The sequence below is a fragment of the Prochlorococcus sp. MIT 1341 genome, from assembly GCF_034092415.1.
In the GTDB taxonomy this organism is placed as follows: Bacteria; Cyanobacteriota; Cyanobacteriia; order PCC-6307; family Cyanobiaceae; genus AG-363-P08.
Window position 1 is genome coordinate 1,607,143 of record NZ_CP139304.1, and the last position, 25,627, is coordinate 1,632,769.

The 25,627-nt window shown below is 39.0% G+C and carries 30 protein-coding genes; 13 read left to right on the forward strand and 17 right to left on the reverse strand.

Annotation, left to right across the window (positions count from 1 at the left end; translation table 11 throughout):
* Window positions 1-117: 117 nt before the first annotated feature.
* Window positions 118-195, reverse strand: coding sequence for a cupin domain-containing protein (locus SOI84_RS10015; protein ID WP_414153635.1), 78 nt, complete (start codon window positions 193-195; stop codon window positions 118-120).
* 165 nt (window positions 196-360) lie between these two features.
* Window positions 361-567, reverse strand: coding sequence for a hypothetical protein (locus tag SOI84_RS08145; RefSeq protein ID WP_320674035.1), 207 nt, complete (start codon window positions 565-567; stop codon window positions 361-363).
* A gap of 354 nt (window positions 568-921) precedes the next feature.
* Here SOI84_RS08145 and SOI84_RS08150 point away from each other — a divergent pair, with 354 nt between their 5' ends.
* The gene (locus SOI84_RS08150; protein WP_320674036.1) at window positions 922-1,101 is read left to right on the forward strand and encodes a hypothetical protein; all 180 of its coding nucleotides are present in this window, start codon (window positions 922-924) and stop codon (window positions 1,099-1,101) included.
* Between the two features lie 131 nt (window positions 1,102-1,232).
* Here SOI84_RS08150 and SOI84_RS08155 read toward each other — a convergent pair whose 3' ends face one another.
* Window positions 1,233-1,439 (reverse strand): hypothetical protein, encoded by a 207-nt coding sequence (locus tag SOI84_RS08155; RefSeq protein ID WP_320674037.1) that lies wholly within the window; start codon window positions 1,437-1,439, stop codon window positions 1,233-1,235.
* Between the two features lie 143 nt (window positions 1,440-1,582).
* Between SOI84_RS08155 and SOI84_RS08160 the strand changes: the two genes are divergently transcribed.
* Entirely contained in the window at window positions 1,583-1,867 is a 285-nt protein-coding gene (locus SOI84_RS08160; protein ID WP_320674038.1) for a hypothetical protein, read from the forward strand.
* 308 nt (window positions 1,868-2,175) lie between these two features.
* Entirely contained in the window at window positions 2,176-2,658 is a 483-nt protein-coding gene (locus SOI84_RS08165) for a hypothetical protein (protein WP_320674039.1), read from the forward strand.
* Between the two features lie 195 nt (window positions 2,659-2,853).
* Here SOI84_RS08165 and SOI84_RS08170 read toward each other — a convergent pair whose 3' ends face one another.
* A complete protein-coding gene (locus tag SOI84_RS08170) occupies window positions 2,854-3,048 on the reverse strand; it encodes a hypothetical protein (RefSeq protein ID WP_320674040.1) in 195 nt (64 codons plus the stop codon).
* 471 nt (window positions 3,049-3,519) lie between these two features.
* On the opposite strand from SOI84_RS08170, the gene SOI84_RS08175 reads away from it, so the two are divergent.
* Entirely contained in the window at window positions 3,520-3,675 is a 156-nt protein-coding gene (locus SOI84_RS08175; RefSeq protein ID WP_320674041.1) for a hypothetical protein, read from the forward strand.
* Window positions 3,676-4,036: 361 nt separating this feature from the next.
* Here SOI84_RS08175 and SOI84_RS08180 read toward each other — a convergent pair whose 3' ends face one another.
* The 4 genes from SOI84_RS08180 to SOI84_RS08195 form a co-directional block, all read right to left on the reverse strand.
* A complete protein-coding gene (locus SOI84_RS08180; protein ID WP_320674042.1) occupies window positions 4,037-4,699 on the reverse strand; it encodes a hypothetical protein in 663 nt (220 codons plus the stop codon).
* A 44-nt stretch (window positions 4,700-4,743) separates the two neighbouring features.
* Window positions 4,744-4,884, reverse strand: a complete 141-nt coding sequence (locus SOI84_RS08185; RefSeq protein ID WP_320674043.1) for a hypothetical protein — start codon at window positions 4,882-4,884, stop codon at window positions 4,744-4,746.
* Between the two features lie 185 nt (window positions 4,885-5,069).
* Window positions 5,070-5,201 carry a cupin domain-containing protein gene (locus SOI84_RS08190; protein ID WP_414153587.1) on the reverse strand — a complete coding sequence of 44 codons (132 nt, stop codon included), beginning with the start codon at window positions 5,199-5,201 and terminating at the stop codon, window positions 5,070-5,072.
* Between the two features lie 147 nt (window positions 5,202-5,348).
* On the reverse strand, window positions 5,349-5,783 hold the full coding sequence (locus SOI84_RS08195; protein WP_320674044.1) for a pyrimidine dimer DNA glycosylase/endonuclease V: 435 nt from the start codon (window positions 5,781-5,783) through the stop codon (window positions 5,349-5,351).
* Window positions 5,784-6,114: 331 nt separating this feature from the next.
* Here SOI84_RS08195 and SOI84_RS08200 point away from each other — a divergent pair, with 331 nt between their 5' ends.
* On the forward strand, window positions 6,115-7,062 hold the full coding sequence (locus SOI84_RS08200; protein WP_320674045.1) for an oxidoreductase: 948 nt from the start codon (window positions 6,115-6,117) through the stop codon (window positions 7,060-7,062).
* 327 nt (window positions 7,063-7,389) lie between these two features.
* Window positions 7,390-7,794 (forward strand): cupin domain-containing protein, encoded by a 405-nt coding sequence (locus SOI84_RS08205; RefSeq protein WP_320674046.1) that lies wholly within the window; start codon window positions 7,390-7,392, stop codon window positions 7,792-7,794.
* Between the two features lie 99 nt (window positions 7,795-7,893).
* On the opposite strand, the gene SOI84_RS08210 is transcribed toward SOI84_RS08205, so the two are convergent.
* From SOI84_RS08210 to SOI84_RS08225, 4 genes are all read right to left on the reverse strand, one after another.
* On the reverse strand, window positions 7,894-9,294 hold the full coding sequence (locus SOI84_RS08210) for a S1C family serine protease (RefSeq protein WP_320674047.1): 1,401 nt from the start codon (window positions 9,292-9,294) through the stop codon (window positions 7,894-7,896).
* Window positions 9,281-9,466 carry a hypothetical protein gene (locus tag SOI84_RS08215; RefSeq protein ID WP_320674048.1) on the reverse strand — a complete coding sequence of 62 codons (186 nt, stop codon included), beginning with the start codon at window positions 9,464-9,466 and terminating at the stop codon, window positions 9,281-9,283. Before SOI84_RS08215 ends, SOI84_RS08210 begins: the two co-directional genes overlap by 14 nt.
* A gap of 12 nt (window positions 9,467-9,478) precedes the next feature.
* Window positions 9,479-9,601: a hypothetical protein gene (locus tag SOI84_RS08220; RefSeq protein ID WP_320674049.1), complete on the reverse strand. Its 123-nt coding sequence runs from the start codon at window positions 9,599-9,601 to the stop codon at window positions 9,479-9,481.
* Window positions 9,602-9,806: 205 nt separating this feature from the next.
* Window positions 9,807-13,550, reverse strand: coding sequence for a BspA family leucine-rich repeat surface protein (locus SOI84_RS08225; RefSeq protein ID WP_320674050.1), 3,744 nt, complete (start codon window positions 13,548-13,550; stop codon window positions 9,807-9,809).
* Between the two features lie 389 nt (window positions 13,551-13,939).
* Between SOI84_RS08225 and SOI84_RS08230 the strand changes: the two genes are divergently transcribed.
* Both SOI84_RS08230 and SOI84_RS08235 read left to right on the forward strand, forming a co-directional pair.
* The gene (locus tag SOI84_RS08230; RefSeq protein ID WP_320674051.1) at window positions 13,940-14,068 is read left to right on the forward strand and encodes a hypothetical protein; all 129 of its coding nucleotides are present in this window, start codon (window positions 13,940-13,942) and stop codon (window positions 14,066-14,068) included.
* A 1,069-nt stretch (window positions 14,069-15,137) separates the two neighbouring features.
* On the forward strand, window positions 15,138-15,977 hold the full coding sequence (locus SOI84_RS08235) for an FkbM family methyltransferase (RefSeq protein WP_320674052.1): 840 nt from the start codon (window positions 15,138-15,140) through the stop codon (window positions 15,975-15,977).
* Window positions 15,978-16,343: 366 nt separating this feature from the next.
* On the opposite strand, the gene SOI84_RS08240 is transcribed toward SOI84_RS08235, so the two are convergent.
* Both SOI84_RS08240 and SOI84_RS08245 read right to left on the reverse strand, forming a co-directional pair.
* Window positions 16,344-16,508, reverse strand: coding sequence for a hypothetical protein (locus SOI84_RS08240; RefSeq protein WP_320674053.1), 165 nt, complete (start codon window positions 16,506-16,508; stop codon window positions 16,344-16,346).
* A 126-nt stretch (window positions 16,509-16,634) separates the two neighbouring features.
* Entirely contained in the window at window positions 16,635-17,921 is a 1,287-nt protein-coding gene (locus SOI84_RS08245) for a cytochrome P450 (protein ID WP_320674054.1), read from the reverse strand.
* A gap of 698 nt (window positions 17,922-18,619) precedes the next feature.
* On the opposite strand from SOI84_RS08245, the gene SOI84_RS08250 reads away from it, so the two are divergent.
* Entirely contained in the window at window positions 18,620-18,910 is a 291-nt protein-coding gene (locus SOI84_RS08250) for a hypothetical protein (RefSeq protein ID WP_320674055.1), read from the forward strand.
* A gap of 171 nt (window positions 18,911-19,081) precedes the next feature.
* Here the strand turns inward: SOI84_RS08250 and SOI84_RS08255 are convergent, their stop codons facing one another.
* A complete protein-coding gene (locus tag SOI84_RS08255) occupies window positions 19,082-20,941 on the reverse strand; it encodes a B12-binding domain-containing radical SAM protein (protein ID WP_320674056.1) in 1,860 nt (619 codons plus the stop codon).
* Between the two features lie 472 nt (window positions 20,942-21,413).
* On the opposite strand from SOI84_RS08255, the gene SOI84_RS08260 reads away from it, so the two are divergent.
* The gene (locus SOI84_RS08260; protein WP_320674057.1) at window positions 21,414-21,599 is read left to right on the forward strand and encodes a Signal peptidase I; all 186 of its coding nucleotides are present in this window, start codon (window positions 21,414-21,416) and stop codon (window positions 21,597-21,599) included.
* A gap of 2 nt (window positions 21,600-21,601) precedes the next feature.
* Complete coding sequence (locus tag SOI84_RS08265) at window positions 21,602-21,760, forward strand: hypothetical protein (RefSeq protein WP_320674058.1); 159 nt, start codon at window positions 21,602-21,604, stop codon at window positions 21,758-21,760.
* Between the two features lie 347 nt (window positions 21,761-22,107).
* On the opposite strand, the gene SOI84_RS08270 is transcribed toward SOI84_RS08265, so the two are convergent.
* Complete coding sequence (locus tag SOI84_RS08270) at window positions 22,108-22,578, reverse strand: cupin domain-containing protein (protein ID WP_320674059.1); 471 nt, start codon at window positions 22,576-22,578, stop codon at window positions 22,108-22,110.
* Between the two features lie 34 nt (window positions 22,579-22,612).
* The gene (locus SOI84_RS08275) at window positions 22,613-22,984 is read right to left on the reverse strand and encodes a hypothetical protein (protein ID WP_320674060.1); all 372 of its coding nucleotides are present in this window, start codon (window positions 22,982-22,984) and stop codon (window positions 22,613-22,615) included.
* 525 nt (window positions 22,985-23,509) lie between these two features.
* Here SOI84_RS08275 and SOI84_RS08280 point away from each other — a divergent pair.
* Both SOI84_RS08280 and SOI84_RS08285 read left to right on the forward strand, forming a co-directional pair.
* Window positions 23,510-25,144 (forward strand): iron uptake porin, encoded by a 1,635-nt coding sequence (locus SOI84_RS08280; RefSeq protein WP_320674061.1) that lies wholly within the window; start codon window positions 23,510-23,512, stop codon window positions 25,142-25,144.
* Between the two features lie 166 nt (window positions 25,145-25,310).
* A complete protein-coding gene (locus tag SOI84_RS08285; RefSeq protein WP_320674062.1) occupies window positions 25,311-25,568 on the forward strand; it encodes a hypothetical protein in 258 nt (85 codons plus the stop codon).
* The last annotated feature ends 59 nt before the right edge of the window (window positions 25,569-25,627 follow it).

Below are 25,627 nucleotides of genomic sequence, written 5' to 3' on the forward strand. Positions count from 1 at the left end.
AGTTTCATTGGTTTATAACTTTTCATTAGCCAGTAGTTAATTGCTTTCATATCAAGAGGTTTGGGTAAAAATGGGTGATTTGATTAAATCCTCGATCTCGAGGTTTTGATTGATTTATTAGTTGCTAAAACGATAGTGCTTTCGCACTGCCTTATGTACCTCCCATGTACAAGACATCCCCTGAGGGTAGAGCACTAGATCACTATGTCTTCAAAGATCTTGCCACCATGAATGAGGTTTACTTTGATCTTTATTGGTTGCGATCCTTGCTAAAGATCCTTGTAATCACGATATTCATCACCACAAAGAAAATCACTAATCCAATGGTGGGAGCAAATATGAAAAGCGCATCGGAATAGTTCATCGCTTTATATCTGGCAGGTCTGGTGGTTGGTTTCTCTTCAGTCGTTTGTATTCAGCATGAAGAGCGCCTAGTCGCCATGCCTCTTTCATGGTTGTTGCTCCTTCATCCAGCAATTTGAGGTCATCAATAGAGACAGTCCCTTTGAGTTGCTTGAATTCTTCCCGCCACTCTGCTCCATCTGATTCTTTCCAATCAACAGTCATACCCTTGCCCCCTCACGCATCCGATAAAAGGTTTCAGCACAGCGAATAAGAACAGTCTTGTATTCAGGGAAACATTCCTGCATTAGTTCATCAACCATCGGTGTTGGGAATGCACCAGGAATATGGAAGACAACTTCTTTCTCTTTTCCCTCGAAGGAAGTGAGGTGGAAGATCTTTCATGCTGCCGCCACTTCTTCCATTTTTCACCATTTCTCTAGTTTCAAAAAAATCGAATAGGTAATTCTTACCAAGCCAAGATTTAGTATCCGTTGCTACCGTTTTAGTACGTTCGTCCCTTGGCTGGGATGCATGTTTTGGCAGCAGGGAACGGGGCTGTCACTTCGGAGGAACGTCATGAACACTCTCCCATTAATTCGCTCCCACATCAAAAAATCAGATCGCATTCACAAGGCTCAGTTAATTGCCACTTCCCGTGGAAGTAAGTTTCAGGATCAGTCAGATTTAAATGCCAATTTAGCTGCAAGAAAGGAAAAGGCTAAGCGTTTACATAACGCTCAATTAATGGCGTTTTAAAAGTTCGAATGGACATTTGGTCAATATCTCAGATCCCTTGAGCCTAATATTTTTTGCCAGTATGAGTCTTTGAGGGTGTTTAGACCCAAGAGAAACTTGCTTTTCTTTTCTATTAATAAAGCTTTCTCTTCCTATCGGTTTTTGTGCAGATGGTGCTTATGCATCATCTGCCCTTTATGCATTTGACTAGCTCCTTGAACCTCATGGCTGCCGGCTAGTTGCTTTAAAGACTTTGAACCGCAAATCGCACTAAGTGCAATAACTACCAATGAAGCTGTGCTAAGGAATTGAAGAACGATCGGCAGATGAGCATTCACTCTGTCGCGAAAAGATGCCATTTAGTGATGGGAAAGATTGTCATACCTTTTTTTTAGCGCATTTATTTAAGGAGTACAGTATTGAGAGCAATGTTGTTTTGTCTTTGTGTTACGCATCAGTGTTTTTCTAGAAAGGTAAGAAATCCTTGGTGGTTTAAGAAATCGTGGATGATGGATCGATTAAAGCAGAACCCGAGAACTTTCAATCCCTTCTTACTTATGACACCAACAGTTATTGGCGACACAATGAAAGGTCACAACTAATGATTGACAGCATTAATGGAGGATATCTAGCACTTGCATTTGTTGGAATCGTTTTTTTTGGACTTCAGTTTTGGTGGATAAGCATGACTATTAGGAATGGCAAAAATGAACGAGTTCTAGTAAATCAAAACCAGACTGAGGAGATTAAAAACAGACTCGAGAAGATTTTCGCGAAAAGTGATTAACTTCTTTTCTTATTCATTTCTCTAGCCAGTTTGGAAAAAGTTTGGATAGAAACCCTGATTGGCTGAGATCGGTTGATATCACCTAAAGGGAAGTTTTTATTAGCCAGTAGTTGGTTTCAGTCATATCAATGGATCTCCAGGAATTTTGGTGTGTGAATGAGAAGGCTATTGGCTTTTAAAGAGATCAGTTAGCGAGGGGTCTTCCCCATTAGGAGTTGTTGATCATTTTAAGTTTGATAGCTCACAAAAGATATGCTTTCCCTATAGATCCGACTAGTTTCTTTAGGAGAAAGACGCAATGACACTCAATGACGAAGGCTCTTAGATACGTTGCTATAGCAGTTCTCCTTTTGTTTATTCAATTAACGCCTAAACCTGCGATAGCTTGCGTGGAAGGTTTGTCGTGGGGGATGGATCTTTCAAGTGTAGAGAGACATCTTGGTGTTTCCTTAACTCCTGTTCAGGAAGATTTAAATAGGGGCCTTTATGAAGTTAGAGATTTTCAGATGAGCGGTTTACCTGTGAATAGTCTTCGTGTTCGTGTTGAAGACAAGGATGGCTTGAAACAGCTTGCTTATGAAATGGACTATGAAAACATGACCGAAGTCTTGGCAGGTTTAAGACATCGTTTTGGTCCTCCAGTTGGCACAAGTGTTGATGTTGATGGAAGATCTTCTCAACAACAATGGATTTGGCACACAGGAGAAGATGTGATTACTGCAGTGAAGAGTGAACAAAGACCTTTTTTGCTTTCTTATAGACCATCACTTCTAGACCCTTCTTTTCTTTGAGAATGTGTGAATGGATTTCATTGATTTCTTCTAATCTATTACCACCACTCAAATTCCTCTTTTTGTTAGCTAGTAATTAATCTCAGTCATATCAAGGCGTTTGGGCGAAAGTGGTCGCTTTGGTTAAGGTTTGAGCAAACCCTTTTTATTTATTTCTGAAGGCTGAATGCACTAATTCTCTATTCAGTGCAAGATCTACTTATTGAGATCTTCTTGAATTGGCTCTGTCGGGATTGCCCAAACTTCGTCATTAATATTTTCTCCTAACCATTCCTTGTACTCATGGAAAATGCAACGTCGATCAGAAGGTTCTTCTAATGCTTCCATTCTTGATACAGCATTTTTAACCGCTATCTTCAAGATCTCTTTTAGTTGTGAATCAGCATCCATTAATGAATGAACTTATCTTCTATTAGATAGATAGTTAGGGATATCAATTTTGGAATGGGGAGAAATACTCTTTATGTGCAAATAAATACTCCTTAGCTTGCCGTTCATATAGGAACAGGTTTCTTAGATTGACCACAAAAGCTATGTGAAATCATAATTTCTCTAGTTTGGATAAAGTTTGAATAGAGATTTGTGATTCGCTTAGAACGGTTGATATCACTCAAATGGAAGCTTTCATTAGCAAGTAGTTAATTTTAGTCATATCAATCGATTTGGGCAAAAATGGGCGGTTTGGGTAAAGTTTGGGTAAACCCTCAATCTCGAGGGTTTTTAGTTGATTCCATTATCTGGCATTGATGCTGCTGACCAATCGATAGGTTCGCTTTCAGCCCTTGCTGGTTTTGATTATTAGTTAACTGCGGCTACTACTGTCGATCAGATGAAAAGTTCGGAAATCAATTGGATACGGCTATGACGATCCGAGTTGTAGAGCTATCTGAAAAACTGAAGGTAGGCACAGATGAGTTATTGGCTATTTGCGCACTTCTTGAAATACCTGCAACTTCGCGCATTAGCTGTCTAAACAAAGAGCACATCAAAAAACTGATCGATTATCTCCACAGCTGAAAATGTTTTGGACGCCCTATGCCGATTGGATTTATGTAGTTGTGAGCCTGACAGGGCTCACTTTCATTGCCTGGATGGTGATGAGGCCTAGGCAATAAAAAAGGCCCTTGCGAAACGCGCCGGACCTGGGTGATGGGGACCTTATTTCTAAGGGGGATTCAACTCAAAATCAACCCCCACTAATAGTGTTTTTTCTTATGGTTGATATAAAGAACACTATAAATAGTGTGTTTCTGCCGATGACAAATCTCTTGACAGCGACTAGTGTCATCTCAACGGCCGGGTGATGGGGATCAAACGGTCTGAATAAAAAGAGCCTCTTGTCTGCAACGGGGGCTTTTCTTTTTTGCAGAGGGGATGGCTAGTTATTCAGTGTTGCCTTCTTTCCAATGAATATATTCAGATCCTCTGGTGGTAGCCAACTTCTATTAGCCCCATTCTTAAAGGCAAATCGTAGAAATTCCGCTGCGTATTGGATCCGGAGTCGTCGGCTTGCTGAGCCAGGTTCCCCTCCATGACGGTCAACAAGGGTTTTTAAAATTGAGTACCCACTGGATACAGAAGTTTCGCCAGTAAGGATAAGCAATGTGCGGGCAATAGGAGTTCGGTAGTTGCGGTTCCAAACTCGTGATCCTTTCTTCCCATTACTTGTTTTATGTGATTTGAATTTTCTAGCTAGTTGTTCCCAGTCGAGTGCACCATTTAATCCAGACTCGTTCTTTTGTTTCACTAGCTCATATGCTTCAGCTAAACCCTTTCCTTGAGATTTCATTATTAGCGAAATATCTGTGGAGATTTTCAATATCCATCCGGCACTTGTTCCTACCCATGGAACAAAATCTGGATTGTTCTTGGCTTTTGGTCCAAGAACAATGCTGGTTCGGTTGCCATCCTCAAAACGAACTGTCAGCTGAACCTTTTGAACAAGCCCTTTCCCTATGCCGCGAACCATCCATCCCTCTCCACATTCCTGTCGAATTTCTTCGCGCAGGGAGGTAATCCATTTCGAAGGCTTATTGGGCATTACTTTTTATTGAATACAAGACAGGAGAATTGGTAGGTCTTTCATCACCCATCCAACCTTTCTGCATAATCTCTTAAAGCCTCTGCCATTTTTTGTGGTGGGATTTCCTCTTGATATTCCTTACATAAATCAAAGAACTTGTCTAGAAACTCCTTCATAGGATTTGGTCTTTTTTCTTTAGTCATTTAGAGCCTCAAAAGTGTGAAAAGAGTGTGAACGGATTTTGCAAATTCCTTGTAACCGCTTTCACTCACTCAAACGCCTTTTTCATTGCCAGTAGTTAATTTCTGACATATCAAGGCCTTTGGGTGAAAATGGGCGGTTTCAAAAGAGTTTGAAGAAATCCTCGATCACAGGGATGCATAGATTTTTAGTTACCAAAACGATAGTGCTTGCGGACTACCTTTTGCACTTTCCATGTACAAGACATCCCTTCAGGAAAGACAACAAAATCATCGACGCCAAACCTTTCAGGCTCCACTCCTTCAGGTGAAAGGGTCACATCGCCTTCCAGCAGGAAGCATGTTTCCTTGTAGCAATATGTCTAAGGGAATGAACAGAGATCACAAGTCCATATTTGCCATTGGTTGATCCCTAGTTCATTGAGCATGTTTTCAGAGTAGGGGGTGTTATTGAGATTGCCAAGAAATTATCTCGAGCACAATCTCTTTTTCGCTATTTTCTTTGTCCAGCGATACCAATCTGGCTTTTGATTGATTTTTTCTTTGATTCTTTTTCTTATAAGTTGCAAGTCCTTCTCTTTAGGACTCCAGTCTTTATATAATTCATTTGGCCACTGCTCTTTTTTAAATTGGCGTTCTGGATTGGGATTCATTCCTCGACTTTTCATTTCATCTATTAGTTCTAAATATCTTTTGTGCAGGTACTTCCCTTTGTTGTAGAAGAATTTGACGTGCCCAATATTCAAGGTGAATTCTTTGGGTAAGTTTTCTTTTGTTTTTTTCCAACTCTTTGATTTTATTGAGCGTTGGAGTGTTGAACCAACCATGAAAATTTCTCTATACTCCGCAATTAGATGTTGATCAGATAATTCACTTGGTTTTATCAAGTTGATTCTTGTCATAAGAAAAAATTCATGAAGCTCTATTTATGGCGTTCTTAAGGTTCGAATGAAGTTCGAATGGCTCTAGACTCCTACTCGAGAACTCATTCGACCAAAAGCTTTTAACTTTTCATCAGCCAATATGAGATATCTTTTTTCAGCTATTGCGATAAAAGAGGTTAGAGGCTTGCTGGAATTCTATTAGAATAAGGCAGAGCTAGTAACGTTGATTTGAATAAGCAACGCTTATTTACCACTTTTTATAGCAGTAGGCATATATGGTTATAACTGACTTTGGGTTTGTTAGTTACCTAGATTTCGCATAGGGTGATGCTTTAAGAGTTGGACCACAATGGTTTGGTCAATTGATTCAATACCTGAACAAAATGGGCGGATAGCTCTGATTACTGGTGCAAATAGTGGTCTAGGTTTTGATACCGCAGAAGCCTTGCTTGAAAAGAATGCAACAGTGATTCTCGGTTGTCGTTCGATTAAAAAAGCTAAAGAGGCTAGGGATAGACTGCTTTCTAAAACTAGTTATGGGACGATTGAATTATTGAACATAGATTTATCGGACTTAGTTCAAGTAAATAAAGCAGCAGATCAAGTTGGAAGCGTATTTCAGAAGTTAGATCTATTAATTAATAATGCTGGTGTAATGGCTCCACCTCGAACCTGTAGCAAGCAAGGTCTGGAACTTCAATTCGCAGTGAATCATCTAAGCCATATGGCATTGACTCTTAAATTGTTGCCATTAATGGTTAATCAGTCTGGCGCAAGAGTTGTGACTGTTACCTCTGGGGCTCAATACATGGGGAAAATAAATTGGAGTGATCTTCAGGGAGAGGAGAACTATGATCCTTGGGCTTCATACTCTCAAAGCAAACTGGCGAATGTCATGTTTTCTTTAGAGCTAGATCAAAGATTAAAGGAATCAGATGTAAATATTGCCTCTCTTTCTGCTCATCCAGGTCTAGCCAGAACAAACTTGCAGCCCACAACTATTGCCGCAAATGGATCTTGGCAAGCTTCTATTGCTTATAAATTAATGAATCCAATTTTTCAGAGTTCCCGTATGGGAGCACTTTCCCAACTTCTTGCTGCAACTGACCCAAAAGCAAAAAGCGGTGAACAATATGGACCTCGTTTTAATTTCAGAGGTTACCCCAATCTTTGCGAAGTGGCTTCGTCTGCCTTGAATAACAAGGAAAGGAAACGACTATGGGAAGTGAGTGAAAAACTTATTGGAGACCTAGTTCAGATCAACCCAACCAAGGAAATTTTGAGCAAAAACAAATGAGTTCCGTTCCCATAAAGCTTTACTCAGCTCTACCTAAAAAAGTTGATCACTTCAGTCGATTTACAAGTTTGAATAAAGTTTGTATAGACCTTCGATCTCGAGGTTTTATTAGGTTTCATTTTGCAAGTTGTACATTGCGCAGCCAGCGATAGTTAAAGTCTTGTACCCAAAAAGGTAGATAACTGGCTTTTGAGTGAGATTTAGGAAATTCTGAAGTTCTTGATAGCACTCATACCTTCTAACAACAACGAAAGTTTTCCTTTGCTCATCAGAAACTTTTTTTTTACATCTACGCGTATAAAATTAACTAAATTTTCTTGCAGGGTTATGACAAAACTAATTGAAGTACTAGGAGACAAAGTAATTCTAAGGCTAACTTCTAATGATACGAATAGTAAATATAGTGTCTTGGAATTTGAGACCCCAGAAGGAGTAGGGCAACCACCTCATTCTCATAATTGGGATGAGACTTACATTGTGGTTGAAGGTGAATTGGATCTTAATGTAAATGGAGTTAGTACAGTTGTTTCTGCTGGGCGTTCAATTGATGTCCCTGCTGGAACAATTCATGCTCCAATATCTAAAAAGAAGATTACTAGGTATGTAATGGTTGCACAGCCAGGAGGAGTCGAATCAGTATTTACAAGTTTAGAAGCAAATTCAAGTTCTCTTGACGATATGGAAAGAGTAGTTGAGATAGTCACGAAGGAAGGAGTTAATATTGCGATGTGAGATGAGCAAAAGGAACGACTTGACCTAAGTCGTTCTCAGTAAGCAAACGATGAGGGATATGTTTTCTCCTGCTAATATTTAGATTTTATTAAATATGACTCACATTAAATTACCACATCTATTTACTGTCTTTTGGAATATTTTGAACCATCCTCTGTCAGCTTTTTCAGGCTTCTGAGCTTCCACAGCTCTTAGGACATCAACGATAGAAACTGCAAAATTTAAATTTTGACCACGACCACCCATAGGTACATTAAATGTATTTATTCCTATGACTTCTCCTTTATTATTAAGAAGTGGGCCTCCACTATTTCCTGGACTAATCGAGGCATCTGTTTGGATTAAAGTCACATAATTAGGAGCAACACCTTCGAGTTGGCCACTTGGATATCTAATCGCACTAACGATTCCTTCAGTAACAGTACCTGCGAGGCCATCTGGAGACCCAAGCGCGACAACTCGTTGTCCAGGGATTGGGTAGTCTGCGAAGCAGAGAGGTAATGGTTTTATTCTCTTTAATGGCTTTGAATTTACTAGTGCGAAATCTAGTTTTCTATCAACATAGATAACTTTTCCATCAGCCTTTAAACCACCTTGAGCAATTATTTGGAACTTACGATCACCTCCAGCAACGACGTGTCTATTGGTAACTACAAGACCATTGTTGTTAATGATGAAACCACTACCAAGCCCTCTGTCATTCTTCAACATAACTACACCTGGAAGACTTTTAGTCGCAATATCTTCAGTTGATAAGGAGCTTTTGCTAACGCTCTGAGGCTTTATCCTGATTGTTGGTTTGGCCCAAGTTTGTATTGCTTTACTAAAAAGTTTCTTTAAAGATTCTATTGTTCCTTTACCTATCGGAACTACAACACTTTTAGATCCTCCTTTTAACTTTAGATTAACCTCTGTATTCTCATTGCTTTTTTTTATTAGGTCAATAAACCCTTGAGGGATAGGAAACTCCCCAGATGAACCATATAGACGAAAACTTTTGCTTGCTACATACAGCTCGACAACATCAGGCAAATCATTAATTTCACCTCTTGTGTATGTGCATGTCCAAAAACCACATCCACCTGCAGAGTAGGTATAACCTCGAAGAAGATCAGTTGTCCACTTCGTTACCACACCTTCTTTTGCACCTGTGTTGAAACTATCGGTAAAATCTCTGTCGAAAACAGCAAGTTGATACTCTCCATCTAAAGCTGAGGTTACCTTGACAATCTTTGACCATGGAATTTTACTTCTACCCTTAGACTTCCAATCTATATCTTTTAAGAATTCAATTACAGGCAACCCTGTCTTCTCATCAGTGGTGTGCGTTCCTTTATTGCTTTTCTTACATTCTTCTGATCTTTTGTAAACGGGTGAACTGCAATTGATTTTGTTTTGCTGTTGTTCTTGTGTGTAGGCCTTTTGACTTAGCAGGAGGAGGAAGCCTGAAGCAGTTGCAACACCAAGACTTAAAGCAATAGCAATACTATGTTTCCTCACGGTTGTTAAATTCACTTATCTCATAGTAAGGACGGTCTTCGTAGTCAGCATCTGAGCAGCACATATCTCCGTAGATCTCCTCGAGTAAGTCATAGGCATCGTCGTAGTTATCAAATCTCTGAGAGGTGATGTCGTCTTCCTCTCCATCGTGTCTGGTGATGCGATATGTCATGCTTTCGTTCTCTTAGGTCTCCCAGTCGACACCATCGTCATCTTCGTCGTATTCATAATTAAGTAGAGAGTTCTCATCGATTTCTTTTTTCTCTTCTTTATTGGTAAGAGGCTTTTCTTCTTCCATTTTTACCATTTCTCTAGTTTGGATAAAGTTTGGATAAAGTTTGGATAGACCCTCGATCTAGAGGTTTTAGTTGCTTCTATTGTCGCTCAAAAAGGCCTGACTGATTCAGAAGCGAAGGATAAGGGCTGATATGGGGCAAATTGATGCCCCATGCAATATCTAGATTGGGTAATAGAGAGTTAGATCAGGATTTCCCATTTGGCTATGTAAGAAGCTAGAAATACCAATCGATGTGGAATTGATATGAATTCGTATAAAAGGAAGTACCTGCTTGCTCATGCTCATAGCTGAGACTTGCAGAGAAACGATTGTCTGTATAAAAGTCAATACCAAGTGCTGTATTCCAATAATCGCTAACTGCTTTCTCAATCGTTAATCGATAGTTTCGAGAGTCGCCAACGTAGTTCATATCAACATTTGAATCATCAGTGAAATCATGGCTATATTCCACTTTCCCGAATGGCCTGAATTTCCAGTTCTCAAAGGGAATGTCATAGCCAAGGTCAATGCCAAAAGAAATCATCTTTCGATTGAGTGTTTGCTCTTTGAAAGTCAATGCAAGGTTGCTTCCAGACTCGGAAAATTCTTTGAATTTAATATGAGCGGCTTCTACCCTTCCATATGGGGTGATTTGAAAATTACCTTCAGAGAGGGATTCTCCAAGTATGGCAATGGAACCGAAGATCATATTTGCGTCCCTATTACCCTTATGGGTGATTGAGTTGTCAATCCTTCGTGTATCCATTTGCATCTTGCCTACACCAAGTTGAGCTTCTATAGGAAGAAAATTTTTAGGTTGGTTAGCTGAATACATTGAAAGACTGTAGTTGTCTGATTCAAGTCGACTTCCTGAACTTCCAACCTCAACATCATCATGGCCAAACGTAAAAGCGATCCCGAACAAACCATTTTCTTTGTACGGTTTATCAATCCCTAAGGTGAAGGCTGTGCTCTCTGATTCCTGATTAGACGAAACGGATTTTCCATCAGAATTGCCAAAAATGATTTGGCCATCAGTCCACATTGACCAGTTGCCTATCAACTTTCCTGCTTTTGGGTTAAGGTTGAGCTTTCCCGTTTTATTACGAACTTCTGCTATCGCAATATCTATAGAGCCTTCTTTTAAATCGGAGATAACTTCATCAGATTGAGCTACAAGCCGTTCATTTGACCAATTTGTTTTTGCCCAGTTTGAAAAGTCTTCAACGCGCATATCTTTCAGCCCTTTTGAAGTTCCATTGACCGCTTTTTCAATTAATGGATTTACAAAGGAAACCTTGATTCCTTGATGCGATTTCTTTTCTGAAGCCTGATTCCTCCTGATCCAGTCAAAACGTCTATTTACTGCATTGATACTTGATTTGCTAAAACGAATTGCTGCATTGGTCCAAGCTTCTGCAAGTCCCACAACGTCCGCTTTAAGTGTTGGATCTGAATGAGGGTCAATAGGTATATGATTATTAACTACACCGTTTGAAGTAGTGGAAGATTCATTCGTAAATGTGAAAGAAAAAGATAAATAATAGGTAGTAATTTCACCTGATGCTGGAGCCTCATCCTGATCTTGGATTTCTTCTACACCGCCTCCTAATGCGGATGTATATGTTGTACCTTCTGAAGTTATTTCAGTACTTTCAAATGAATAAGCAGCTGGTGGTTCAACCTCAATTGTATAGGTTCCATCAGAAGCATAATCGGCTTTAAAAATAAAGCTATAAGAGCCATCGGAGCCAGTTATTTGTGTATTTTCACCACCACTACTGTCAAGCCAATCATTGTTAACAAGTTCACCATTAAATAAAAGCTTTACTGTTGCACCTGATACGGGAGAACGAGTACTTGAATTGTAAATAACTCCTGCAGGGTCAATCAGTAATCCATCTATGCCATCGACATCTTCACAGGCTGTAGTGATAATAATATTTTTTACCCAACGCCCAGTTTGAACTTGTCCATTGCTCTTTGCTAGAACACTTTTAGCAAATCTAGAACCACTTGATGGTCGAACGAATTCGACTTTGTAAGTACCAGCCTCTGTAGGGTAATATTCATATTTTCCTGTACCATCTGACTGAAGAGTAGCAATTGGAGTAATTTCATTTGCCTTATAGATATTAACTTCCGTAGTTGCATATCCTAGTCCCCCTCTACCTCTTGTCTTGCCTTCAATCTTTCCGCAAGATGATGTACCTATAGTCGTGAAATTATATGTAACTTTGCTACTGATTCCAGTAAATGCATTTGGCGAAGATGCTTTATCAACAATAGCTCCTGAATCTATTTCTAAGTAATATCGTGTATCGGCTTCAACAACAGACTCTCCATCACTATTAACTAGATTAATTGTAAGCTCATCGTCTGAAATAGAGACATCTGTATTGCTTGCAACATCAAAAGTTTGAACTTCACTATCGTCCGCATAATTGCGAAGTGTGATGTCACCAGTTCCAAAGTTTACATCTTCTGTAAAAACTAATTTCAATATAGGATTGTCTTTGTCTAGCTGAGTGTATTCATTTGCTGGAGAGTAATGCTTGACTGTAGGTGCTGTTGTGTCTATTGATTTTGTTGTAAAATTCAAATCCCTTCGGCTTACTAGTCCTTTGTAGCTATCATTTGATGTTGATCTGATTACGTCATTTTTTATATAAATCCAGTACTCCTTATTTGCTTGAAGTTTGTTGCTTATGTCAACCTCGATTGATCGCTTGTCAGCGCTGAATGTAACTCTGCTTGAGGTTATTCTATATCTTGCTACATCTTTTCTAAGATTTTCCCATCTATTTTTTTCCCTTAAAGCAATATACCCTCTATTAGGTTTAACATCTCTATCGAAATTTAATGTTAACTTGGCGGTTGTAAGAACACCCACTTGTCCATCAGAAGGTGAGGATGATGACAATATTGGCCCCGCTGCGCAACCATTACTGCCCCAGCATGGATGCTTGCTTTTCGATAAGCTTGGGCCAAACTTTTTTGGTTTCTGCCTTCTTTTTATTACATTCCAACTAGTTAAATCCTGGTCAAATGCGTTTGCAGCACGGAACATTTGATTGAATCCGCTAGCTGAACCAGTATTCCAACTCCCAATATTTTGATTAAAGGCTTTTGCACCACGAAAAGTTTGGTGGAAGCTTTTAACACTAGAAGTAACCCAATTAGAGATATTCCCATTAAAAACCTTGGCGCCTCTAAACATATTGTTCATATTTTCCACGCTTTCCACATCCCAGCTGTTTAGGCTTTGATTAAACTTATTAGCTTTCATAAACATCTTTGCTGTAGTAGTTACACGACTGACATCCCAATCATTCAGGTCTTGATTAAATCTTACAGCACGTTCAAACATGCCATACATATTAGTTACTTTGGCAACATTCCAATCTCCTATATCTCTATTAAACCTAAAAGCCCCTTTAAACATATAACTCATATTTTCGGCATTACTAGTATTCCATTGACTTATATCTGCATTGAAATACCTTTTACCTTTAAATAACCCTGAAAAGTTTTTGATATTACCTGTGTAAATATCTCCTTTAGTGGCATCCCCTGATGTGTCCCCAAATGTATACTGCTTATCGCCATTTCCGTCCCCAACATCTTTTGTTATTGTGTAATCGGTAGCGTTACTTGCTCCCGCTGAAATAGCATCAACTAATATTTGTCTATTAACTATTAGCTTTCCGTTGCAGTCTCCCGAACTTCCCAGTACTGCATTGTCCAGGCTTGTTACTTCTGTATTGCAAGGATTAGCAAACGCCTTGCTTGGTGATAAAAGTGCTATGACAAAACAACTTCTAAGTAGTTGTTTCCTTAATTCGACTAATAAGGATTGACTGGAGCATTGCAAAACCTTTTCTATTTGGGACTGAACAATATTCCCGGCAAATCTTTCATTGTCAATATCTACTTCAGTTATTGCAATGGCAATTATTGAGCCCCAATTCTTCTCCAAAAGCTTTGCAGCCTTCTAAAATTAAAATGAAATCTAAGGATTCATGGTCTAACAGGTCCTTTCCCTTGGACACTTTTCGTAGTGCCATATTTTATGTGGGATTGGAGGGTTAATCGCTCTACACAAGTTTGAATAAAGTAGAGCTATATAAGTCAGTATGTTGATTAGGCTTATGTTCTTAGGCGTTAAAACTTCTATGACTAGAACTAAAGACAGAATTATTATTTTTGCCTGGAAAGCAGAAAAATCACTATCTGAATATGGTCAGAGTTAGGGTGTGCAGCTAACCCTTCTTGTACGGCATGGGATATTGCTACTGATCTTTGTACGATAGAAAAATTGTATGGTATGAAAATCAAAAAATCCCTTAACCAATCCAGGAGTTAAAGATGGCAAAACTCAGTCCTACCAAGCCTGATAAAGATCAACCCTGGAGGGTATGGGCATTTGTGGTTGGCTTGAATTTAGTGGCATGGATTGGTTGGTATTTCATGCATGATGCACCATCTAAATGGTGAATACCAAATGCGTTGGCTTTTAAGAAAGAAAGCTTTGATTTGGAATGTAGGCGTTGGTGTATGTATTGCTCTTGGCTTGGCTCGCCATCTGATGAATTAAGGGATCAATTCAAGTTTGAGTAGAAATTCCTCATTAGCTCAGAACGGTTGCTATCCCTCAAAGGGGGGCATCGAAATACGTCCGCCTTCTTTATGCCCAAAAATGTTCTTACTTCATCCCCTGTTTCATCGAACGATTTTGGCTTTTCTTTTAGTTATCCAAGAGTCAGGGTATGAACTGCCAACACTAGAAAATCGAAAAGATTTCCAGGATGAATTAATCCAAGAGCTTGAAGAAGGGATTTTGCCAATCATAAAACAAAGTGTTACTAAAATCCTTTAGGGACAAGAAATGATCAAGAAGCAAATCGTCCTGAGTTTTGAAGAGCACCTTTCCTAATCAAATAGAAATCAAAAAATGTGCGAATGGATTTTTCTGATTCGTTGGAACCCCTTTTAGCCACTTAAATGCACTTGTTCATTAGCCAGTAGTTGATTTCTGTCATATCAAGGGATTTGGGCGAAGATGGGTGATTTGGATAAACCCTCAATTTCAGGGTTTTAGTTGCTAATGCATCTGCTAAATCTATATTTGTCTTGTAATTGATAAAAAGGATATTAGCACTTTAGTCGCTTCTATCTCTCTTGCAATATGTAATGTGATGAGTGTGCTTCTAGTGCACTTTGAAATTCTTATTAATCATCTTTTTTGTTTTTCAGGTACGAAATATTTGATCAGGAGTAATACATTTACTATCGGCTACTAAAAATCTTATCGCAGATAACTCTTCTGTTCTTTGCCGTTCCTTCTATTAAGAAGGTAGTTAAAATCATATGTCGCCATTGTAAGCATCCAAAGCAGTCGTTGATGCAGTTCGAGATTCGTAGGTATAGTTAATTTCTCTTTCAACCCATGCCTAAATTTAGAGATCTCATTGTATTATAGTAAAAATATATGCTATTTTAAATTATGCTAATACGTTTAATAAAAAGAATCAAGAATTCGGCAAGAAATAGATTTTTCAATGGCTTGAATAAAAAAAGTATACCATCATCAATATATATGTTTTTCTACCGGCTAGAATCTAAAAGATTAGGAATAAAAAACTTAAAGATTGAAAGAAGGTCTGATTTATTTATATTATCTGAGGAAGAAGAAGCTAAGGTTGTTCAGTGGTCTTTCCCTAATAATTTAAGATTCTTAGGAGGTCGTTATAGCGATGGATTAACAGCTCGAGGCCATTACTTGGCTAAAGATTATCGTGTTGACACTATAAAATTGCAGTCAAGTGACATTATTATTGACTGTGGAGCAAACTTTGGAGACCTATGGTTATATTTAAATAGTCTTGAATTAAATCTTAAGTATTATGGTATTGAGCCAGGAATAGATGAATTTAAGGTCTTAAAAAATAATATTGAGATAAATAAAACCTCTACGCTTGTTGAGGCTAGCCTCTATAGCAATGCCTTAGGTGATAGTAATGGTAAAAAGACTTTTTACTACTCTCCAGAACGTGGGGATTCTTCATTGATAATGCCTTTAAATTATATAAATACTTATGAAGTAGATGTTTTAACAATTGACAGTTTCGTTCAAGGAACAGGCTTAAGCAATCAAACCATTAAACTATTAAAGCTAGAGGCAGAAGGGTTTGAGCCTGAAATTCTTTATGGTTCAATTAATACATTGAAAAACATAGAGTATATAGCAGCCGATTTAAGTCCTGAGAGGGGTGTTAATGAAGATAACACCATAGCAGAAGTAACAAGTTTTTTGACAAGGAATAATTTCGAGATGATCTTGTTTAATAATCATGTTCCTCCCTATAGGCTATCAGCCTTATATAAGAACAGACTATTTATTTAGCTAATTATTTTAATGTCATCAGTAAATATTGTTTTGCAGATCCAGTATTATATAAAAGTTTTATATATAGATCTCGATAGCCCCTCTCCCTGAATTAAATAAAGTACTGGAGTTCTTGTTGCTAACTTTTATGCTCTCTTGTCGCTTTCAAACGGTAAAAAGTAAACAGTAAAAAGTAAATAGAAATAGAAATAGGGCGTAAATGAACTGATTCGGTTAGTGTAAATCGGATATGGAGTTAAAAGTTAAAAGTTAAAAGTTAAAAGTTTAAATTTGAACAGGCCTATAACTGGGATCTTGGCCAATAGAACTTTTTTTGTTGTATGTATTGTCTCTTAAATAAAGAAAAGAATGTTTATGAGCCAATTAATCAGCTCTTGATACTCCCATTTCCCTTTTTCTTCTATCTTGTTTTATCTCTTCTTTGATTTGCTTGTAATAAGAAATTTCTTTTAGATCTCTTGAGCCAAGAACATAGCCCAGTGTTGCTGCTAAATAAATTTTGTGCTTTATATCTGCACTTAGAGACATTGTTTATCCTAAAGATAGCTAATCATAATTTCCTCTATGTTAATCTTTATCTTGTTTGTTGTTCCTTCTACTTTTTATATCCATTACTTTTAAGATCTTTTCAAACATTTTGGACATGCATAGTCCTCATGCTTTTACTTTTACTAACAACCCATCACGAGGAGATGGACTGGGAATTTGTCGCAGAGTGAGGTCTTGATCAGGTATAACTTCAAGTCGTAATTTACGAAATAACCCAACCACCATCAGTCGGATCTCAAGTTCGGCTAACGCTTTACCAAGACATACACGTTCCCCTCCACCGAAAGGCATAAGGTTTAAAGAACATTCATTCTCTAGGTGACGTTGTGGTCGAAAGATATCTAGATCACCAATCCCATGACGGTTAGAAGCAATTAGAGCTATTTGTACTACACGATCATTAGGCACGACAATGTCATCTACGATCACGGGTTTCTTGGTGCGGCGAAAAAAACCACCTACTGGTGGAGTGAATCGCATTACTTCTTTTAAGAGGGCATCTAGTTTTGGGGCATTTGCAGGGTCGTAGACCATAGTTGCCTTCTCAGGACTTGGAGGCCAATCCAGTGCCTCTATCTCTTCACGAAGCCAGGGTTCCATTTGTGGATTGAGAAGTAATTCTCGCATTAGGCAGCTAAGAGCAGAAGCTGTGGTTTCATATCCAGCAAATAACAGTAGAAGTAGTTGTTCTCCCAAATCTTCATCTGCGAAAGGAATGCCTGCTTCATCTAGACCCCCTGCGAGTAAATCCAAGCCACCTTTGCCATTGATAGGTTGGCTAAGTATTTCTTGGAGTTTTTCTAGTAGACGTTTTCTTGCTTTGAGAGCTTTGGCAAAGGGACTGCCTGGAAGGGTGATGGGAATTGAGAAGAGAGCCTTGGTCCAGATCTCGAAATCAGAAAATAACTTGTCACGATCATTACCCTCCAGTCCAAGAACAGTTGTAGCTATAACGGAAAAAGCGAAACGTCGCATCTTTTCGGTTAAAGGGAGAGGAGCGTTTGCAGTTTTTAGTTCTTCCACGAGCTCATCAATTAAGTTGATAATGCCAGGGCTATAGCGTTGAAGTGCTGAAGATGAGAATAATTGTGCTACTACCCTTCTCCTTGCTTTATGAGCTGCTCCATTGCGGTTTGCGAGTGAATGGCTACCTAAAAGTTGTTGAACACTCTGCGGCCACCAACCTTCAATCGCCTCTGGTTGAGATAACAAATCAGCAATAGCTTTGTCCCCCTGAATGAACACCATTGGCTGTCCAAGCATTGATGTTTCAAAGACATTCCCAAGACGGTCAAACCGCCTTTTGGCGAAGCTAGGGTCGCGGAAAAATGCTAGAGCCTCAAAAATTCCAGATAGGGCACCAGTAGTTGGTAGAGGGCGCAATTTAGACATAGTCATCAAATGTTTTCCTCTGACTGATAAACGGTCCAAAAAGTTCGAGTGTTTTTCAAGAGAAAGCTCTTAGATCATTATCATAAATATGGATCTGGATTTGAGGATCGTTTTTTTATTAGCCAGTAAAGGTAAAAAGAGGTGTTTTTACTCTTGGTGCCTTGTGCTTAGTTGGCTAGAAATAAAATAGGAGTCTGAGCTCATTGGTGTAAAAATAAGAGCTTGACTCAAAGGGGGGCATCGAAATCCGTCCGCCTTCTTTATGCCCAAAAATGTTCTTACTTCATCCCCTGTTTCATCGAACGATTTTGGCTTTTCTTTTAGATATCCAAGAGTCAGGGTATGAACTGCCAACACTAGAAAATCGAAAAGATTTCCAGGATGAATTAATCCAAGAGCTTGAAGAAGGGATTTTGCCAATCATAAAACAAAGTGTTACTAAAATCCTTTAGGGACAAGAAATGATCAAGAAGCAAATCGTCCTAAGTGTTGAATAGTGCTTGATTGAGTCTTCTATTGGGTTAGGATTTCTTCTAATAGAGATGCAACTCTGCACAAATATTTGATAGATTCAATTTAGGAAAAACTAGGTTCTGCCTAGACCTTTCCATTTCAGAGATTGCATGTCAGGAGATGGTGAATAATCCACCATTATCTTAAAAAAATATGATCTAATTCTGTGAATTCATTTTTGAAAAATGTCTACACCTAGCTTTATGAATGTAGTTCGCTACAAACTCAAACCAGACTGCGTAGATAAATACTTTGAGAAGTTGGCTGAGTTCAACAGTGAAGGCCTTAGGGGGAAATACGTTGCAAAGACAGGCGTAAATGATTATTGCTTTGTTGGACTCTGGGACAGTGAGGAGGCTATAGCGGCTGCAAGACCAAGAATGCTCGCTCATCTTGATGAGGTAAGAGGGTTTATGGAGGAGTTGTCACCAGATCTAGGGGTTACAGATCCAGTCTCTGGACCAATTGTTGCTTGATGCATAGCTGACCCCGCAGGACATGCCCCCTGACAATCAATTCATAGAAAATTATCTGAGCCATATCTTGCTAGAGATATGGCAGCTAAGGAGCTTCTGAGAAATTCCCTTGCAACAAACTGGAGACTATTTTCATTACCCTACCCCAGGGGAAACCAGCAATCCAATTAATTAGCGGCCTACTCTTAAAGCCTTCACAGCCTGACTATCCTCTTTAAGAGTTCCTATTTTCTCTTTTATTAAACTACGCAAGGATTTATCTAGTTTATTTTCGCTAAGACCATTAGAACGAAGGGCCCTCATTTTGTGTTTAAAATATTCTAGAAATAATTTGGCTCCGTAAATATACTCCCTAGCGGCAATATATTTAAACATTAGATATATTGGCAGAAATCTTCTTAGTCTAAAAGATAATCTAGGATAGAATACATATAATGTTCCAATTTTACCAGCCTTGATTAGGCGGTGTAGAATCAACAATTGGTTTTTGTGGGTAGGTCCTAATAAGGGGAAAATTAGCTTTCCAATTAAAGACATTATCACACCTTTTCTTGGCAATTCTCCATTTATTTGGTTATAAGAACCCTCTAATACTTTCTTCTTATAGTGATTGAAGCCATATTTTTGCAAATAGTAATGATTGCATTCAATAGCTATAAGAAGACGCCAAGTCTCACATTCTAATTTCGGATAGTTAGTAAAGTTCAATGTTGTTAATGTATCAGAGGCATTTCTGTCAGAGATCTCAAGTAAATATTGTTCTTCCTCGGCTAAAGTTTGTCCAATCATTTTATGATGTCTAGCGTATTCATAAAGTGGAGTTCCTGGAAGAGCTTGAGCATAATTTATACTTATTAGGGAAGGGTTTTGATCAGGGTGAATAGACATTCCATATTGAACAAAGCGTGATGTTTCTTTAATTGTCCTAGTTGTTTCTCCAGGCATTCCTAAGACTAACTGGATACTAGTATGCAATCCAGCTTCGATGGTCCATTTAATAGCATTATAATTATCTTCAATCCTAACTCTTTTCTCCATAACTTTTAGCATATCTGAGCTGCCTGTTTCCATCCCATATGTAGCAGAAATGCATCCAGATCTTTTCATCATTTGAAGCTTATCTGGTGAGGCAGTCGTTACTCTTATGCCAGAAACCCTCCATAACAAATCATACTTTTTTATCATGGCGCAAAACCCCTCGAGCCATTCTTTATCAGTCCCAAAATTCTCATCTACAATATCTAAAAACCCCATATTATATTTTTCTATAAGCTCTTCAATTCGCTTTGCTAAGATGTCAAAGGGAATATATCTCATGCCTTGTGTCCATCTATGGCAGAAAGTACATCTACTTACGCAACCCTTAGAGGCAGCTAATTGCCCTAAAAGCTTATCTCTTCGATGTGGCTGATATGCTCGGGAATCTTCTCTTAACCAATAGGGCAGCTCCCCTGCTTTATTGAATGGAGAATAAAAAAACTGATTAATATCTGAAGCTTTCTCAAGATCATTCCAATTAACATCATAAACGTCTTCTTTAGGTATTTGTTCCTCATAGCCTGTATTGATCAATTCATTGTCGAGATACATTACAATGCCTCGAATGTGAACTAGCTCTCGAATATCCTTTGTTTTTATGTATTGCTTGAAAATATTACAGTTAGTTATTTCCCCTTCACCTGTGACACAGACATCTACTTCAGTTTTTTTTAGTATTATTTCTGCACTGGCCGCCATGTTCCCACCTAAAACAATTAACACATTCGGCAAAAAAGCCCTGACATCGTTAGAAATCCTTTTTGTATATTCATAAGCTGTTGACACCACAGCGCTAATAACAAAGATGTCTGGTTTTCTACTGATGATATTATTTAAAGCATCTTCATATGATGGCCTTTCAGCATCAATATTATAAAAGTCGAAGTTATTAATACCATTTTTTCTCATCGCCTGGAGGATAGATAGTACTCCTATTGGTGCAAAGTCTGTAGGCCTAGGTCGTATTGGTGTGGTGATGAAGAGTATGTTCATTTCTTGAGCTTATAAAAGTTACCACTTGCTTATTGTTTGGGGGTACATCTACGCTTCCCCTAGTATTGGCAAGCTTGTTAGATAGTATAACCTATAGGATTGGGTTTACTCCAACAGCTATCTTGCCATGTCAAGTGATCTCAAGGAATTGAGGCATGTGAATCAGATGGCTACTTTTTATAAAACCTTTTGTTTAAAATTCAAGATCAGAAATAGGTTGAAATACTAAATCAGCTATTAATGGTTTAGCAGTTAAAATCATAGAAAGTTGGAAATCATTTTCTCAGACTGAAGTAATGGAGTTGATTTGTTAGCTCAAGTCAGATGTATCATTTAACAAGGAGGCACTTTTAGCTTTTCTGAAAAAAGTTCTAGTGACTCTTTGTAGAACTCAATGCTAAGAAGGCAAATTCCATGCTAGAAGCATTAAACATAGCCAGAAAGCACAAACCCCCTAACTTTTTTGAAACCCATGCCAGAAGAAAAAGAACAAAAAGGCTTTCTCAAAAAGTTTGGCAAATGGGCACCAATCATTGGAGGAGCTTGGATCGCGTTGAACATTGTTCTTCCTTTAGCCCTATTACGTATACCTGCTGTTCAAAAATTCTTAGTATCCGTAGAGGACAAACTTCCTTTTGATGTCCCTGGGATTGGATAGCAATGAGTACTGAACTTATTTGCTTTTTCTTGCTTGGATTCGCAGCATTTCTTCTAAATGCTGGACTTTCTTCTAAAATTCTTACCCTCTTTTGGTTAGTCCTTCCATTGGTTGTAAAACTTGTTCTCGACACTAATAAAAGCAGAGTAATGGGTAAATAAATGAAAAAGAGGAAAACACTCAAGTCAGATCCAAATTATCCAGATAATTTCTGGCCAAGATTAATTACTCTTTTATCTGCAGGAGCTTTTATTTTTTGGGTGATGACTTCTCCTAATGCAGATCTAACCTTACATAAATATTTGATAGATCAATTTCAGAACAAACTAGCTTCTTTCTGGAGCCCAATATTCTTTCTGTAATTTTGTTTAAATAGATTTAAAGAGATCGCTTAGACTTCTTGCTATCAATGGCTTTTGATTTCTTATCAGCTAGTAGTTTGCTTCAGTTATATTAAGAGTTTTGGGGCAGATAGGTGGTTTAGGTTATTAAGTTCAAGAAATACCTATTATTTCTTATAAGGAACAGTTAATTTCTGTCCTTTGACTCCTGCAGAAGCAACAAAAACTAGTGCAGCTTCATCACCAACGCTTTCGCAATAATGAATACTGTCTTGAGGAGTGGCGAAGCTTTCTCCAGGACCTACTTTTAATGATTTGCCATTGAGGGCCTCACAGGAAAGGTTCCCTTTCACTACATACGCAATTCCTGGTTGAGAGTGGAAATGAAGAGATGTTTTAAAACCTGGTTGGGCAGTAATTCTCTGAAGTGTCATTTGTGGTTTGCCTTTTGGATAGGCATAAGAGTCTCCATTCCAAGACTCAGTCGCACTTATTAGAGTTTCGACAACTACAGGTTCAATATTTGCAGATGTTTTTTTCTTTGGATTACAGGCGACTAGTGGTAAAGCAATTCCAGCAGTTAGTGCAAATAGTAAAAAGCGTCGCATTTTTGAATTAATGATCAATGATTGGTTCATGGCCGTTTTCATATTAAGGACGTTTCCAAAAAAATTAATCAGCAAACATTCCATCTACTGATAGCTCTCTTCTTGTCTCTGGCGATGGATATTGCTGGTAATACAAGGCCATTCCATAGGTCAAAGCTATTGCAATCAGTATCCAATTAATTAACGATTTCTTTTTACTAGGAGCCTTTGCTTTCATTGCCCTTGGTTTGTTTTGCATCTCCGGGAAATAGCCAGTCAGTTGAATTAGGTCCCAGATCTCATCTCGGTCATATGAAGACAAGTCTCTCCCTGGGACACCACTCCCTTCTTGTAACCCTAGGGCTTTCATCTTTTCTCTAATCAGAGTTTTTCTTTCATCGCTTGACATCGCCCTGAAGCCATCTTTTCTTTTTTCACTGTCCTCTTGAATTGCCATGTCTTCTTGCTTTTTTTAGCAAATTTCACCATTCCTCAAGTTTAGATAGAAATTTCAGATTCGCTGAGAACAGTTGATATCACTAAAAAGGAAGTTTTCATTAGCCAATATGAGATGTCTTTTTAACCCATTGCGAAAAAGAGGTTAAAGAGCTTGGTGAGGGTTAGAGACCTGCTCAAATTTTGCTGAAATTTGAGCAGGTTTCTCTCTTTTCCTATTTTGACTCACTTATCTGGTTTTGAGCTTATGGGTATGTGTGACCAGGGAATTATCAGAATTAAAGACCTTTCTTAATGGCTATGACCGTGGTGGTCATGATCGTGATCGTGATCTTTGTGTATTCCATCAGTGGGAACGTCTTCGACTTTAGATTCGCATCCACTTAGAGAAATAGGACTGAAAATAATTGCTGCTGCAAAAAATGGGAAAAGCAGTTTTTTCATGAAATCAAAAAAATAACCTCTACGTGAGAACGATAACGGTTATCGTTCCTGATGAACACATTCATTCCGTGTGAGGAACTAAATGAAACTCTTCCAGCAATTGCTGGTGGCTCCTGCTGCATTGGGCCTTATGGCACCAATGGCTGCACAAGCCGCAGACCTCAACATTGACGGTGTGTCTGATTATTCAGCAGCCGGCGAGCAGGTCACCAGCGTCTCTCAATTTTCTGACGTTTATCCAACCGATTGGGCATACCAAGCTCTTTCAAGTTTGACCGAGCGTTACGGCTGTGTAGCCGGATACCCCGGTGGAACTTTCGGTGGTAACCGTTCAATCACTCGTTACGAGGCAGCTGCATTATTGAATGCATGTCTTGATCGCGTCACTGAAGTTAGTGATGACGTCAAGCGTCTTCTTTCAGAATTCGGTCCTGAGCTTGCTGTTCTTAAGGGCAGAGTTGATGGCATCGAAGCTCGCGTTGGCGACATGGCTGCAGGTCAGTTTTCAACCACTACCAAGCTAAGCGGCGTAGCAACCTTTGTTGTTGGAGCCAACGGATTCTCTGGTGATGATGCTTTTGCTAGTAGTGACACCAGCAATCCTCGCCATGCGAATGCTGGTAAAACTGATGGCGGAACTGTTTTGAGTTATGACCTTCAGTTGGAGCTTGCAACCAGCTTCACTGGTGAAGACCTTTTGAATACTGTTCTTAGAGCAGGGAACTTTGGTAGTAACGGTTTCGGAGGGGCTGGATATACAGAACTGTCGACTTTAGAAACAGGTTTTGACAGTGGGGATCAGCTCAAGGTTGACAAGCTATGGTATTCGTTCCCTTGGGGTGATGATTTTACAGTTATCGCTGGACCTCTAGTCGGGGCGGAAGACATGCTTGCGGTTAACCCCTCCCTTTATGGTTCTGAGACCATCCTTGATGTATTTACTTATTCAGGTGCCCCTGGTACATATGGCCGTCCTTTAGGAGGTGGTGCTGGTCTCTCTTGGAATCAAGGTGATATAGATGTAAGTGCAAACTACGTCTCTACAAATGCATCAAATAGTAATCCCGCTAGTGGAGGTGGGCTTCTCACTGAAGCTGCTGGAAGTAGCGCTATTATGCAAGTTGCCTATAGCAAGGAGAATTGGGGTGTTGCAGTTGCTTACAATTATGCCTCTACAGATCACCAGAATATCCTCGGTGGATCTACAGGGACATCTTTAGCTAATGCAGTACACGATATCGGGCCCACTAATTCTTATAGCTTGAGTACTTGGTGGTCTCCTGCTGAAACAGGCTTAATTCCTACCCTGAGTGCAGGGTGGGGAATTAATACAGTGGAGGATAATGATGATAGGGAGAATACGACATACGACAGTGCTACAACTCAGTCTTGGGCTGTGGGAATGGAGTGGGAAGATGCCTTTATGGATGGGAACATCTTTGGATTTGCGTTTGGTCAGCCTAATTTTGTGACTGAAATTGACTATGACTCGTCAACTAAAGACGATGATGCCGAGGATGGCAACTATGCCATGGAATGGTGGTATAAAATTCAGGTTTCTGACAACATTACAGTCACTCCTGCAATTTTCTATCTAAGTCGTCCATTTGGTGATCAAACTGATCAACGACAAGACACTCATGGAGGAGATGCTGGTTCAAAGGATTCCACTTTCAGAAACTTTGGTGCACTTGTGAAGACTACCTTCACTTTCTAAACCAGGAGAAATTGGTTTAGGCCAGTTTGATTTCTCTTTTAAATAATTGCTCTTATCAGAGATGGTAAGAGCAATTTTTTTGCTTGCATTTCCTAGAAGAGATTTACAGAAGTTGCTCAGATCCATTGGTAACAATAGTTCTTAACTGTTTATTAGCCAGTGGGGAATGTCAGTCTTATCAAGCTGGTTCAGGGAACTTAGGCGTGCGAAGAATGGAACTTGCTCAGCAAGACTTCTAATTGCTTTTATTATCTCTTATATGGAAAGCACTAACTGGGTTCCTTCAGAAGAAGAACGAGAAGTAATGGAAGCTGTCTGGATGCAGGTCAAAGGTGCTTGCGAGAAACTAAAGGAAGAAACCAATGCCAAAGACGAACACATCAGAAAGATGCTACAAGAGATGGCTAAAAGTTATTACTCATGAAAGGGTTCATCTTTGCAGCTATAAACCCTCGATTTGCTTTACAACCTTTGGCAAATGAT